General features: G+C 44.6%; 11 protein-coding genes and 3 pseudogenes. 9 read left to right on the top strand and 5 right to left on the bottom strand.

Features of this window, described 5'->3' with window-relative positions; all coding sequences use genetic code 11:
* Window positions 1-31 precede the first annotated feature (31 nt).
* Window positions 32-372 (bottom strand): annotated as a pseudogene (locus JCM14108_RS06655) (metal-sulfur cluster assembly factor).
* 178 nt (window positions 373-550) lie between these two features.
* On the opposite strand from JCM14108_RS06655, the pseudogene ilvD reads away from it, so the two are divergent.
* From ilvD to JCM14108_RS06640, 3 genes and pseudogenes are all read left to right on the top strand, one after another.
* Window positions 551-2,250 (top strand): annotated as a pseudogene (gene ilvD, locus JCM14108_RS06650) (dihydroxy-acid dehydratase).
* A gap of 322 nt (window positions 2,251-2,572) precedes the next feature.
* Window positions 2,573-3,145 (top strand): CvpA family protein, encoded by a 573-nt coding sequence (locus JCM14108_RS06645; protein WP_035179484.1) that lies wholly within the window; start codon window positions 2,573-2,575, stop codon window positions 3,143-3,145.
* Complete coding sequence (locus JCM14108_RS06640) at window positions 3,132-3,836, top strand: matrixin family metalloprotease (protein WP_237745738.1); 705 nt, start codon at window positions 3,132-3,134, stop codon at window positions 3,834-3,836. Before JCM14108_RS06645 ends, JCM14108_RS06640 begins: the two co-directional genes overlap by 14 nt.
* A gap of 125 nt (window positions 3,837-3,961) precedes the next feature.
* Here the strand turns inward: JCM14108_RS06640 and JCM14108_RS06635 are convergent, their stop codons facing one another.
* Window positions 3,962-4,666 carry a beta/alpha barrel domain-containing protein gene (locus tag JCM14108_RS06635; protein ID WP_035179482.1) on the bottom strand — a complete coding sequence of 235 codons (705 nt, stop codon included), beginning with the start codon at window positions 4,664-4,666 and terminating at the stop codon, window positions 3,962-3,964.
* A 198-nt stretch (window positions 4,667-4,864) separates the two neighbouring features.
* On the opposite strand from JCM14108_RS06635, the gene JCM14108_RS06630 reads away from it, so the two are divergent.
* From JCM14108_RS06630 to JCM14108_RS16210, 3 genes are all read left to right on the top strand, one after another.
* Window positions 4,865-5,449 (top strand): peptidylprolyl isomerase, encoded by a 585-nt coding sequence (locus tag JCM14108_RS06630; protein WP_035179481.1) that lies wholly within the window; start codon window positions 4,865-4,867, stop codon window positions 5,447-5,449.
* A 279-nt stretch (window positions 5,450-5,728) separates the two neighbouring features.
* A complete protein-coding gene (locus JCM14108_RS16215) occupies window positions 5,729-6,436 on the top strand; it encodes a pyridoxal phosphate-dependent aminotransferase (RefSeq protein WP_439645796.1) in 708 nt (235 codons plus the stop codon).
* Entirely contained in the window at window positions 6,409-6,843 is a 435-nt protein-coding gene (locus JCM14108_RS16210) for an aminotransferase class I/II-fold pyridoxal phosphate-dependent enzyme (RefSeq protein ID WP_439645797.1), read from the top strand. The genes JCM14108_RS16215 and JCM14108_RS16210 overlap by 28 nt, the downstream gene beginning before the upstream one ends.
* 61 nt (window positions 6,844-6,904) lie before the next feature.
* Here the strand turns inward: JCM14108_RS16210 and JCM14108_RS06620 are convergent, their stop codons facing one another.
* From JCM14108_RS06620 to JCM14108_RS06610, 3 genes and pseudogenes are all read right to left on the bottom strand, one after another.
* A complete protein-coding gene (locus tag JCM14108_RS06620) occupies window positions 6,905-7,666 on the bottom strand; it encodes an exodeoxyribonuclease III (RefSeq protein WP_035179478.1) in 762 nt (253 codons plus the stop codon).
* A gap of 197 nt (window positions 7,667-7,863) precedes the next feature.
* The gene (locus tag JCM14108_RS06615; protein WP_035179476.1) at window positions 7,864-8,583 is read right to left on the bottom strand and encodes a DUF4811 domain-containing protein; all 720 of its coding nucleotides are present in this window, start codon (window positions 8,581-8,583) and stop codon (window positions 7,864-7,866) included.
* Window positions 8,583-10,057 (bottom strand): annotated as a pseudogene (locus JCM14108_RS06610) (MDR family MFS transporter). The gene JCM14108_RS06615 and the pseudogene JCM14108_RS06610 overlap by 1 nt, the downstream one beginning before the upstream one ends.
* Before the next feature lie 223 nt (window positions 10,058-10,280).
* On the opposite strand from JCM14108_RS06610, the gene JCM14108_RS06605 reads away from it, so the two are divergent.
* The 3 genes from JCM14108_RS06605 (at window position 10,281) to JCM14108_RS06595 (ending at window position 12,552) form a co-directional block, all read left to right on the top strand.
* Window positions 10,281-10,739 carry a MerR family transcriptional regulator gene (locus JCM14108_RS06605; protein WP_035179473.1) on the top strand — a complete coding sequence of 153 codons (459 nt, stop codon included), beginning with the start codon at window positions 10,281-10,283 and terminating at the stop codon, window positions 10,737-10,739.
* Window positions 10,740-10,771: 32 nt separating this feature from the next.
* Window positions 10,772-11,251, top strand: coding sequence for a flavodoxin (locus tag JCM14108_RS06600; protein ID WP_035179471.1), 480 nt, complete (start codon window positions 10,772-10,774; stop codon window positions 11,249-11,251).
* A gap of 119 nt (window positions 11,252-11,370) precedes the next feature.
* Complete coding sequence (locus JCM14108_RS06595; RefSeq protein WP_035179468.1) at window positions 11,371-12,552, top strand: SAM-dependent methyltransferase; 1,182 nt, start codon at window positions 11,371-11,373, stop codon at window positions 12,550-12,552.
* Window positions 12,553-12,778: the final 226 nt, after the last annotated feature.

Below are 12,778 nucleotides of genomic sequence, written 5' to 3'. Positions count from 1 at the left end.
CTGACATGCTTTTTTGAAATCTATGTAGTGATTACCGAACACTGATCCCAAGCATGGCGCGCCCCAGTCGACTGATTCTGGTCATTTTCCAAGCAGGTGACCAGACAACTTCCACTGAAACCTTGTTAATTTCGTCGAGTTGCGTCAATGCATCGATCAGGTCCTTGGGAAGCGTGTCGATACAGCCGCAGGCAATTTCGGTAAATGTAATGACCATTTTGCAGTGGCCGTTCTCATCCAAGTCGATTTTGTAAATGAGTCCCAGATTATAAATGTCTAAGCCGATTTCCGGATCATAAACGGTCTCAAATTTTTCGATTAATTTATCTTCAATTGCCAAGCACGATCGTTTGCCTCTATGTCTGCTCTCATGTGTAACCATTCCTTTCAAAATTGGGTGTACCTGTATTCTTTCATAAAAAAATGTCATTTTCAAGTATATATTTTTATGATATTCTAATTTTAGGCTGGAAAAGTCTTAGACGAGTGTTAAAATACGGTTAAATTATATCTAAGACACCAGTTAATTAATTTTGAAAGGAGTTTTTCTATGGCAGATGATCAGAATCAGGATCTGCGGATCAGAAGTCACGTGTATGATGGGATGGTTAAGTCACCGAACCGGGCGTTAATGCGGGCAACCGGGATGAAGGACGAAGACTTTAAGAAGCCGATTGTCGGCGTTATTAGTACTTGGGCCGAAAACACCCCCTGCAATATGCATTTGAGAGGTTTTGGCGAAATTGCCAAAAAGAGTGTCAGCGAGGCCGGCGGCTGGCCGGTTCAATTCGGAACGATTACCGTGTCGGATGGTATTTCAATGGGCACGCCGGGAATGCGTTTTTCCCTGCCGTCTCGTGACGTTATTGCAGATTCTGTTGAGACAGCTATTCGGGGGCATAATTGTGATGCTTTTCTTGCGATCGGCGGCTGTGATAAGAACATGCCGGGTTCAATGATCGCAATTGCCAACGCCGAAGTCCCCGCCATCTTTGTTTATGGTGGGACGATTGCACCGGGAAAGTTGAACGGGAAGGATATTGACCTGGTATCGGTTTTTGAAGCAGTTGGTAAGTGGAATCATCACGATATGCCGGCAGAAGAGGTTCGCCAAATTGAATGTAATGCCTGCCCCGGGCCTGGTGGTTGTGGCGGCATGTACACGGCCAATACGATGGCGTCGGCAATTGAGGCGTTGGGAATGAGTTTACCGGGTTCAGCTTCCCACCCGGCAGCGACGGAAGTCAAGAAACAAGACGTTGCTGAAGCGGGCAAGGCAGTTGTTAATTTACTTAAGAAGGGCATTTATCCAAAAGATATCATGACCCGTGAAGCGTTTGAAAATGCAATTACGGTTGTGATGGCGCTGGGCGGTTCAACCAATGCCACCCTTCATCTATTGGCAATGGCTCACGCGGCAAACGTTGATTTAACGTTGGATGATTTTAATACTTTTCAGAAAAAAGTGCCGCATTTGGCCGACTTGAAGCCAAGTGGAAAATATGTTTTCCAAGATCTATACAAGGTCGGCGGTGTCTCGGCAGTTATGAAATACTTACTTGAAAACGGTTATCTGCATGGAGACTGCCTGACCGTTACCGGTAAGACGCTGGCAGAAAATCTGGCAGAGGTCCCGTCACTTAAAGCAGGGCAAAAAGTCATTATGCCGTTGGATCACCCTAAACGAAAAGATGGGCCGTTAATTATTCTTCACGGTAATCTGGCTCCCGAAGCGCGGTTGCCAAAGTTTCAGGCGTTAAAGTCCGTCATCATGAAGGGACCGCAAAAGTGTTTAATAACGAAGAGGACGCGATTGACGCTGTCTTGGCGAATAAAGTAGTCGATGGGGATGTCGTTGTTGTTCGCTATGTTGGTCCAAAGGGTGGCCCCGGAATGCCGGAGATGTTGTCGCTCTCTGGAATCCTGGTTGGTAAAGGCCAGGGTGAAACGGTTGCGCTGTTGACCGATGGCCGTTTTTCGGGTGGCACCCATGGCATGGTGGTTGGTCATATTGCACCTGAAGCCCAAGATGGTGGGCCGATTGCCTATTTGCGAACCGGCGATCAGGTTGTCATTGATCAAGATACCCGTGAATTGACTATGAAGGTTTCCGATGAGGAATTGGCCAAGCGCCGCAAGGAAACGACGATTCCACCGTTATATTCCCGTGGGGTACTCGGCAAATATGCCCACATTGTTTCCAGTTCTTCCAAAGGTGCGGTAACCGATTTTTGGAATAAAGACGAATAGTGAACTTGGATAACCGAAACTGCTGAGATACAGATCAGCAATTTTGATTGAACGGGGCCGAGACAAAAGTAATTTTGTCCGGTCCTGTTTTGCTTAATCACAATTATTACCGAGTCAAACCGCCTTTCGGCCCACGCTTTGGTTTTGCGGCTGTCCGGGACTTAATTCTTTTCCAAGGGATTCTTTAAACTTTCCCAACCTTGCTTATATTTTCTTAACAACTTTGAGTCGATGATAACGAAATGAATTGGTTTATGGTAAAATCTAGAGATAGTTTTAGTAGTTGATCGACTTGGTTTCAATTTTCTGAGAGGGCGTTTAAATGATCCTGGACATTATCATTATTGCATTGCTGATTGGCGGCCTGGTTAATGGTTACCGGGCTGGCTTTATCACGCAGTCGGTACGGATTGTTTCACTGATTCTGTCGTTTATGGTTGCCATCTACTATTTTCAGCCGGCAGCCAACCTATCAATTGCACTCGTCAAAAAGCTTGGGGTCACGCCGAGCATTCAATGGATTTACATCGCCGATATCGTTGCGTTTGTTGTTTTATTTGCGGTGACCCACACAGTCTACCTGGTGTTGGGCGGCTATTTGAACGGGATTGCCAAAATTCCGGGCTTTCATCTTGGTAACGCGCTGCTCGGGTCGGTAGTGGGCGGGCTAACCCAGTACCTGATTATTTTCTTTGTTTTGAATATGCTGATTGTTTTTCCGATTTCATGGCTTCAAAACCAGTATCAGCAATCGTCAATATCCCAGACAATTGTTAAAAAGACGCCGGTTTTATCTGATCGGGCGTCCCAATCAAGCCGTTCTGGTGAAAGTACACTGGTTAATGGTCCAGCCGCTGGCTTAAATTTGGGAGGAACCAATCATGAAGTGGCTTAACCGGGCGTTGGTCGTTATCGTTATTTTGCTGACAATTAATATTTTTGTCCAGCCGGATTCACTGAAGTCGATTGGTAAACGAGTGAACAATGCCGTTGATCTGCCGGCAATGCTGAAAACTGAGATCGACAAAGCGGCTGCACCAACGCAATCATCAACGGCGACTAAGGCCAGCTCTGGGACAACGCCAATTGAAAGCATTGTTCAGGGCCGCAGGTTGTCCAACCGATATTATTACCGATTTGCTGAAAACGTGCCGGCGCGGGCCCGCAAGGTTTTTCTGACAGCCGTAAATAAATATAATGAGACCGGCATTGTTAAGTTGATGCCATTGCGTGGGCGAACAACTTCCCAGGCAAATGTGATCACTTTCTATGTTTATAAAAAACGAGTTCAAACCGGCACTGGTTCGGTTGAACTTGGCTTGGGCGGTCCTAAGATTTACCCGTGGATTGGTAATAACCGGGATGATTTAAATCGCGGTAAGGCTGGTTTAAATGTTGAATATCCTCAATCCAGCATGCAGCTTTCAGTGGCAATGCATGAGATTGGGCATGTCTTGGGACTTGATCACAGTTTAAACCGGCATTCAATTATGTTCCCGGTTGATCAGGACGAACCAGTTTTTCCAAGGCGGATTTGGCAACCCTTAAAAAGATTTATAATTAGGAAGGGACTGAGGCAAAAATAATTTTGTCCAGTCCCTTTGTTTAATCATGATTATTACTGAGTGGAAACGGGTGCTGAAAAGCAATTTCCGGCTACATAATTCGATTATGCTCTGGCAGTTAACCGCCTTTCGCCACACGACCGTTTTTATTGATGATCCCGACGGTAAATTTCCATTTTCTTTTGAAATGTCGATTCGGTGACGCCGTATGCTGTGAAAGTAATGGCATTAGCACCGGCATCGATGGTTTCTTGGATCTGTTCACTGGTTTTGCCGCCTGAAGCAATGATTGGAAAGTGGGGATTGATGTCAGCCACTTCCCGTCGAAGCCAGCGAACCAGGTCGGCGGTATGCTTACCGCCGGCAACGTTAAAGGCATCTACGCCGGCGTCAATTCGTTCCCTAACGTCAACTGAGTCGTTAACGACTGTATAAATAATTGGGATATCAACGACGTGTTCAACGCTGAGAATCGTTTCGACTTTCGCTGGAGCATTTAAAACCACAGCTTGGGCACCATTTTCTTCAGCAAAGCTGCCGATAGTTGCTGAACGAAGTCCTTTGGTCAGGCCACCACCGATTCCTGCCAGAATCGGCACGTTTGAAACGGTGGAGATGGCACTTAATATCTTGGTATTGGGCGTCCATGGGTAAACCGCCAAGACTGCGTCAGCGTTACTATTGGCGATGACGGCCACATCCATTGTGTAAATGATACTTTTAATTCGTTTGCCAAATAAGCGAATACCGGAGGCGTTTTTAATCACATCCGGGCTTTTAACAATATCCTGTCTTAATTCTGATGAAATGTTGGGTACAAATTTTTTGTTTTCACTTGCGTTTGAAACCATCAGTCAATCCCCCTCGTAAAATAAGTGTTCATCCATTATTATAAGGATATTGGTAATAATTTAAAAGCAGTGGGATTGGAAATCCAAGCCGGTTTGTTGTTGGCGGTTATCTAAATCAGTCACCAGGGCTGACTTTCCGGTGGGATTGTGATACGCTTTTTGAAGTAGAAAAAACGGTTTCGTAAGGAGATTATAATTATGACTTTACCGCAATTGGACCTGGCTAATGCCAGGGGCCCTAAAGCAACGATCAAAACCAACCATGGTGATATTACCATCCAGCTATTTCCGGAACAAGCACCCAAGACAGTCGAGAACTTTGTCGCGCTGGCTGAAAAGGGGTATTACGATGGCGTCACTTTTCACCGGGTAATTCCCGACTTCATGATTCAGGGCGGTGATCCAACCGGCACTGGCGCTGGTGGTGACAGCAGTTTTGGTGGAAATTTTGAAGACGAGTTCTCACCGGAGCTGTTTAATATCAATGGTGCCCTCTCTATGGCCAATGCCGGCCCCAATACTAACGGCAGTCAGTTTTTCATTGTGACCAATGAACATGTTGATGATGGTATGATTGGTCAGATGAAGCAGGCGGGCTATCCTGATGAAATTATCGAGAAATATAAAAACGGCGGGACGCCGTGGCTTGATTTTCGTCACACAGTGTTTGGCCAGGTTATTGATGGCATGGCAGTTGCTAAAGAAATCAGTGGTGTCAAACGTGATGCTGCTGATAAACCGGCAGAACCCGTTGTGATGACGACGGTTGAAATTTCAAAATAATACGTGAGAGTGGGACGAAAGGCGGTTAACATCCAGAGCATAATCGAATTATCCGAATATTCTGGGCTTGAATGTTTGGATAATTCGATTATGTGGCAGGAAGTTGCCTTCCGGCGCACGTTTCTACTCGGTAATAATCGTGATTACACAAAGGGGACTGGACAAAATTACTTTTGTCTCGGTCCTTTTTTATTGGAGAAGTTGACGAAGCCTTTTGATGTTTTCCCTTGATCGTTTGGGTTATGATGAGAACGGAAATATAATCAAGGCGGTGAAATTATGACAAAATTTGATGAAACATTTCGTAAGGAAGTTAATCAGGTAGCACCATACATTCAGGGTGAGACCGAAGACGAGGTTAGGCGCCGCTATCACCTGGATAGGGTGGTTAAGCTGGGGTCAAACGAAAACCCCTATGGGCCGTACTACCATGCCCGGCAGGCAATTCGCCGCAGCGTTGAAGATATCAACCGGTACCCGGAAGATGACTTTATTGAAACCAAGCGGGTAATTGCCGATCAATTTGGCCTGAAGCCTGAAAATGTCGGGTTGGGCAGCGGTGCCGGTAACATTATTGAAACGATTGCCAAGATGCTTTTGAATGCCGGCGACGAAGTGTTGTTGACAAAACAATCTTACCGACTGTACCGGGAAGTCTCAAAGCTAATGGGCGCCAAAGTAATCGAGATTCCCTTAACGCCGGGTTTTCAGTTCGATTTGTCGGCTTTCAAAGAGCGACTTACTGACCGAACCAAATTGATTTGGATTTGCAACCCCAATAATCCGACGGCAACGGTTACCGATCCGAACCGATTGGCAGCCTTTATCGCTGATTTACCGGATAATGTGTGGGTGGTTGTGGATGAAGCCTATGCCGACTTTTCAGATCCGGAACAGTTACCGGATTTGCTTCAGTTTATTAATCATAAGCGGGTAATTGTTTTACGAACGTTTTCTAAATTTTACGGTTTGGCAGGCGCCGCTTAGGCTATCTTTTAGCGAATCAGCAAGCCATCACGGCATATGATACCGTTACGGAACCTTTTAATGCCAATCGTTCCGCATTGGTTGCGGCGATTGCTTCGTTAAAGTATGATCAAAAGCAGGCCGCCCGGACTTTAAAACGGATTCAAGCTGACCGACAGGATTTGGCAGAATCACTGACGGCTTTGGGATTTACCGTTGCCAAATCCGAAACTAATTTTATCTTTGCCAAGTTACCCGAAAGTGCGCCGGATGCGACAACGTTAAGCCGCCAATTGATGGCACAAGGGGTGATTGTGCGGGACGGGACGCCTTGGGGGTACCCGCGCCATCTTCGAATCACCATTGGAAAACACGATGAATTAAGCTATTTTCTTGAGCAATTAACAGCCATTCTAAAACAAGCATAAAAACGGCCACCCGTTGATGAGTGAATGAGTCATTGAACGGGTGGCTTTTTTAATGGATTGGTTATGCAAATTGATCTGTTACCAGTTCGACCGGACAATGGTCGGAACCGAGAACATCGGTTAAAATTTTGGCATCTGTAAGGTGACTGGCCAAGCGCTTGCTGGCGACGAAATAATCAATCCGCCAACCGGCGTTCCGATCACGGGCGTGGAATCGGTAACTCCACCAAGAATAAATGCCAGCTTTATCGGGATAGAAATGGCGGAAGGTATCGATAAATCCCCGATCCAATAGCTTGGTAAATGACTGCCGTTCTTCATCGGTAAAGCCGGCATTATGGTGATTGGATTGCGGGTTCTTCAGATCGATTTCATGGTGGGCAACGTTGAGGTCACCACATAAAATGACCGGTTTATTGGCATCAAGCCGCTTCAGGTATTGTTGAAAAGCCTGATCCCAACCCATGCGAAAATCCAGCCGTTTAAGCTGGGCACCGGAGTTGGGAACGTAGCTGGTTACCAGGTAGAAATCGGGGTATTCCAACGTAATGGCCCGCCCCTCATGATCGAATGCCGGCGTATCAATACCGTAATGGACGCTAAGGGGCTCATGCTTGGTAAAAATCGCAGTTCCGGAATAGCCTTTGCGTTCAGCGTAATTAAAATATTGCCGGTAGCCGGGCAGTTCTAATTTGAGCTGGCCGGCCTGCATTTTGGTTTCCTGAATACAGAAAAAGTCAGCATCCAGCTTTTGAAAGGTAGCGGCAAAGTCTTTTTTAACGACTGCCCGCAGGCCGTTAACATTCCACGAGATAAATTTCATGATTGGTAACCATCCTTTTATTGAATAAAATCTTTAATTCAATTTTACGCTATTTTGTGAACACAAAAAAGCAGCGTGAGACAAAAGGCAGGAAGTTGCCTTTGGGCACCCGTTTCTGCTCGGTAATAATCGTGATTACGTAAAAAGAGGCTGGACAAAATTACTTTTGTCGCAACCTCCTTAAAAAAGATATTGGGTTATTTGGTGATTGAACGAACCAGCTTTTGCATTGCCTGCGCTTGAAATTCAGCGGTAGCTTTCTTCTGAAGCTGGGCTTGCTGCGCTTTGGACATCTTGGGGTTTTGCTTCATTGCTGCCATCATTTGCTTGGTGACAAAAGCTTTTCCCTGAGCTTTTAATTGGGCCTGATAAGTCTTGTCTTTCAACTTCTTTTGCAGGGCTTTTGCCTGGTCGGTTGAAAGAACCAGCCAATCTTTATTGACATAAAGCTTATTGACCCGCTTGACCAGTTTACCACTTTCACCGGCAATGCCAAACCAGAATTTGGCAGCGCCATTTTGATATTGCCAACGGGTCGTTTGCGTTTCGATTCTTGGCACACCGTTTCCTTTAATCACGTGATTAGTGGTGTCATTAACGGTCGTATGCGATTTCTTCTTTGCGTTTTCAGATTTTTGATAAATGTAAACCTGGTGCTTATTTGCTGTTCCAATCGGTTGGTAAAGCAGCATTTTCATTTGTTTGGAAGGGCTGACAGAATAAAGCGGTTGATAAGTTGTTTTAGTTTCCTGTTTCATTCCGTAATGGTCCGTGTCGTTTTTAACGATGAAGACCGTTGAAATAACCATGCCAATAACGGATAGGATGGTTAAAATCCAGCTAAGCGGTTTATTTTGAATGTAAACGAAGCAAACAAACGAGAGAATGGCACAGATTCCAAGGGTTACTAAAATCATTATTTGTCACCCCCATTTTTACTTGTATAATCGGCTGAAGTTGCCCGGTTCTTCAAGAAGAAGGCGGTAACCAGGGCCATTAAACAGAAGACAACCGCAACGATAAAGGCAGCGTGATAGCCGTTCAATGTTGCATTAAAGTAATCGTCTTTATACTGAAGTGGATTGCTTGTCAGTAAGTGATGCGCCGGCTTGGCGTTGTTGGTCACGTTGGTCAAAATACTGATCAAAATGGCTGTTCCGACTGAACTGGCAACTTGTCGTTGGGTGTTGTTAACGGCAGTTCCGTGACTCAACAGGTTCATTGGCAGTGAGTTCATTCCGACTGTCGTAGACGGCATCATAGCCATGGAAATACCAAACATTCGAACAGCGTAGAAGACAACAATGTAAATTGTCGGGGTATCCTTTGTGATGAAGATAAATGGCACTGATCCCAAAGTTAACAGCACCATGCCGATAATCGACAGGTTGCGGGCACCGTAACGGTCAACAGCCCGACCGGTAATTGGACTCATAATCCCCATCATTAAGGCACCGGCCAACAATGTCAGTCCGGATTCGAAGGCAGACATGCCTTTGACGATCTGAAGGTACAGTGGAATAACCATTTCAACACCAACCATCGCCATCATCGTAACCGAACTTAAAATGGCGGAAACTAAAAATGGCGTGGAACGATAAACCCGAAATTCAAGGAAGGGTTTTTCCATGGTCAATTGACGCCAGATAAAGACGGCAATGAAGATCACACCGATGATCAGGGTTGAAATAACCTTTGTACTGCCCCAGCCATCATCACCAACGGACGAGAAGCCGTACAGCAGGCTGCCGAATCCGATTGTTGATGTAACGACTGAAATTAAATCGATTCCGGTTTTCTTGGTTGGCAAAACGTTTCGAACGAACCAGAAACTTCCCAAAATAACGATTAACAACAGTGGTAGGATCATGCCGAACAAGTCCCGCCAAGTAGCGTTATCAATAATCCACCCTGATAGCGTTGGGCCAATGGCAGGTGCCAAACCGATAACGATACCGGCAAGTCCCATGGCAGTTCCCCGTTTATCAGGCGGAAAGATTGATAACATAATTGTTTGAAGCAACGGCATCGTTACGCCGACACCCAAGGCTTGAATCAACCGGCCTGAAAGGAGAAAACCGAAGTTGGGGGCGATATAACAAACCACAGTTCCAATAAAGAAGACCACCATTGCAGTAATGTAAAGTGGTTTGGAATTGAACCGGGTGCTTAGCCAAGCACTGATCGGAATCATAATCCCGTTAACCAGCAGGAACCCGGTCGTCAGCCACTGAACGGTTGACGTTGAAACACTAAAAGCTTTCATGATAGTGGGAAAGGCGGTTGACAGAATTGTCTGATTTAAAACCGTACAGAAAGTTCCAATCAGCAGCAATACGATCATCATACCGCGATTATAGCTTTCCCGTTAATATCTACCGATTTAGCCAAAATCTATTACCTTCTTTTCTCTTAAAATAATTGCCATCTGAAAACGATACTTGACTAATATAAGATTATTTATTTGGATTGTCAACTATCTTGACAAATATATTTAAAAATATATACTGAATGTCAGGAAATATGATTACAATATTAAATTGTCTAATAAAAAGAATGTTGACAAATCAACATTGGAAACCATTACAAAAATTTCGTGAAACGAGGAATAGAAGTGGATAAAGAATTTCAGAGAAAATTAGCCAAGATTCTTGAAAAAACAGATTGGCATCTTGGAATCGGTGATGTTGAAAACGCAACGGGGATTTCACAAACCAAGCTTCGCTACTGGGAACGTAAGGGTTATATTAAAAGTGCCCAGGGCAAAGGCCAAAATCGAAAATTTACTTACGGAACCCTGATGAAGGTTTATCAGATGAAGATGTATCTGGACCAAGGCTATACGTTAGCTGTTGCGGCAGAAAAGGCGGAGTCCAAAAGCCAGATTATGCGAACCTTAAAGCGGGCTATTTTTGACCGGTACGAAGGGATGGAAACAATCGATGGCAATCCGGCAATTAATTTGGGATCACTGACAGATGATCCGAAGCACGTTCTTTATGCGATTGTTAAGAAGGATGATACTGAGCTGAAATTATTACCAAAAGAAACGAATCACGAAGATGTTGATTAACTAATTTATAAAATAACTAAGGTGGCTTAAAAATGACAAATAAAACGGATGTTTTGGTCATTTATTTTTCAGTATCGGGTAATACCAAGCGGGCAGCGGAAGAAATTGCCCGCAAAACCGGTGCGGATGTTATCAAATTAAATCCTGAAGTGCCGTATCCAAGCGATTATTCGGCATTGACAGCAGTTGCCAAGAAGCAGCTGGATCAACATGAATTGCCGGCGTTGGCTAACCAGAAGATCGATCTGGCAGCGTATAACGTTGTCTTTATCGGTTATCCGGCATGGTGGGCTCAGCCGCCAATGCTTTTTCATACTTTCTTCAAGTCGGTAAGATTTACCGGCCAGGAAGTCATTCCCTTTATGACCAGTGTGTCTTCAAAGGTCGAAGAGAGTGTCCCGGTATTGGAGAAGCTGCTGCAGGGTGATACTGAATTGTTGGCCGGTTTAACAGCCAACAGCCCCAAACAAATTGACGCGTTTTTAAAAGCCGAGGGACTGATTCGAGAGTAGTAAATTCATTATTTTGAAAACTTTTTTCAATTTTTTTGAAATTTACACTTGATTTTTACCAGGGTAAAAGCGTTAAACTGTTATTATATTTATTTTTAGAAAATTGTTGGAGGGTTCTAATGCTAGAAAAAACGGTTTATAAGGAATTGCTGAGTCATGCGTTTGATATTCCGGTTTCTGTTACTTATTGGAATGGTAAAACCGAAAATTATGGCGGTGACAATCCACAGGTTAAAATTGAAATCAAGAAAGAAATTCCCTTAAAGGAAATGACTTCTCAACCAACTTTGGTATTAGGTGAAGCTTACATGAACGGTGATATTGAAATTACCGGAAGTATCCAGGAATTAATTGCCGCTGCTTATCGTAAGGGCGGCAGCTTTTTAACAAATAATCCCTTCTTAAAGCACCTGCCAAAGATTTCCCACTCGGAAAAGGAAAGTAAAAAGGACGTTCAAAGCCATTATGACATTGGAAATGACTTTTACCGGCTGTGGCTGGATAAAACGATGACCTACTCATGTGCTTATTTTGAACATGACGACGACACGTTGGAACAGGCCCAATTAAATAAGGTTCGTCATATTCTGCATAAGCTTAAGCCGGTTGCCGGTAACCGCTTGTTGGATATTGGCAGTGGCTGGGGTACTTTGATTCTGATGGCAGCCGAAGAATTTGACTTGAAGGCAACCGGGATTACGCTGAGTCAGGAACAGTATGATTATACGCAAAAACAAATTAAGGAACGCGGCTTGGAAGGTAAAGTCAACGTGCTTTTGACTGACTATCGCGAAGTGAAGGATCAATTTGACTATGTGACCTCAGTCGGGATGTTTGAACATGTTGGTAAAGAAAACCTTGGTTTGTATTTCCAAGATGTTCAAAAATTATTGGTACCGGATGGCCGGGCTTTGATTCACGGCATTACCGGTCAACACGAAGGTGCGGGTGTCGATCCGTTCTTAAACAAGTACATTTTCCCGGGTGGGTACATTCCAAACGTTGCGGAAAACCTCACCCATATTATGAATGCCGGCTTGCAATTAACGGATCTGGAACCGTTACGTCGTCATTATCAAAAGACCCTTGAAATTTGGTATGATAACTATACGAAGGTAATTGATCAGGCCGAAGCAAAGTATGGCAAGCCGTTTACCAGAATGTGGTCGTTGTATCTGCAGGGCGCCGCAGCTTCATTTGAGGCCGGTAATATCGATGTCATGCAATACTTGCTAACAAAGGCCCCAAGCGGAACGGGCTTGCCAATGACAAGGCAGTATGTGTATGAGGAAGAGGGTTAGAGTGCGGAAAAAGACGGTTAGCTTCCAGAATATAAGGGAGTCAATCGGATATTCCTGGTCTTGGAATATTTGATTGAATTCCTTATATGGCCGGAAGCTGTCTTTTGGAGCACGTTTCGGCTCGGCAGCCTTAGAGCAGAAATCCTGGTTTTGGATTTTCTGATTTAATCCCTTATGTGGCGTGATGTTGCTTTGTGGAGCACGTTTCAGCTCGGCAACAAAAAAC

The organism is Lentilactobacillus farraginis DSM 18382 = JCM 14108 (assembly GCF_000583655.1).
GTDB lineage: Bacteria > Bacillota > Bacilli > Lactobacillales > Lactobacillaceae > Lentilactobacillus > Lentilactobacillus farraginis.
This window is presented reverse-complemented; position numbering and strand designations above follow the sequence as displayed.

Excerpts from the sequence above, each read along its gene's own strand:
- JCM14108_RS06645 (WP_035179484.1), top strand. The coding sequence starts at position 2,573 with ATGATCCTGGACATTATCATTATTGCATTGCTGATTGGCGGCCTGGTT.
- JCM14108_RS06640 (WP_237745738.1), top strand. The coding sequence starts at position 3,132 with ATGAAGTGGCTTAACCGGGCGTTGGTCGTTATCGTTATTTTGCTGACA.
- JCM14108_RS06635 (WP_035179482.1), bottom strand. The coding sequence starts at position 4,666 with ATGGTTTCAAACGCAAGTGAAAACAAAAAATTTGTACCCAACATTTCA.
- JCM14108_RS06630 (WP_035179481.1), top strand. The coding sequence starts at position 4,865 with ATGACTTTACCGCAATTGGACCTGGCTAATGCCAGGGGCCCTAAAGCA.
- JCM14108_RS16215 (WP_439645796.1), top strand. The coding sequence starts at position 5,729 with ATGACAAAATTTGATGAAACATTTCGTAAGGAAGTTAATCAGGTAGCA.
- JCM14108_RS06620 (WP_035179478.1), bottom strand. The coding sequence starts at position 7,666 with ATGAAATTTATCTCGTGGAATGTTAACGGCCTGCGGGCAGTCGTTAAA.
- JCM14108_RS06615 (WP_035179476.1), bottom strand. The coding sequence starts at position 8,583 with ATGATTTTAGTAACCCTTGGAATCTGTGCCATTCTCTCGTTTGTTTGC.
- JCM14108_RS06600 (WP_035179471.1), top strand. The coding sequence starts at position 10,772 with ATGACAAATAAAACGGATGTTTTGGTCATTTATTTTTCAGTATCGGGT.
- JCM14108_RS06595 (WP_035179468.1), top strand. The coding sequence starts at position 11,371 with ATGCTAGAAAAAACGGTTTATAAGGAATTGCTGAGTCATGCGTTTGAT.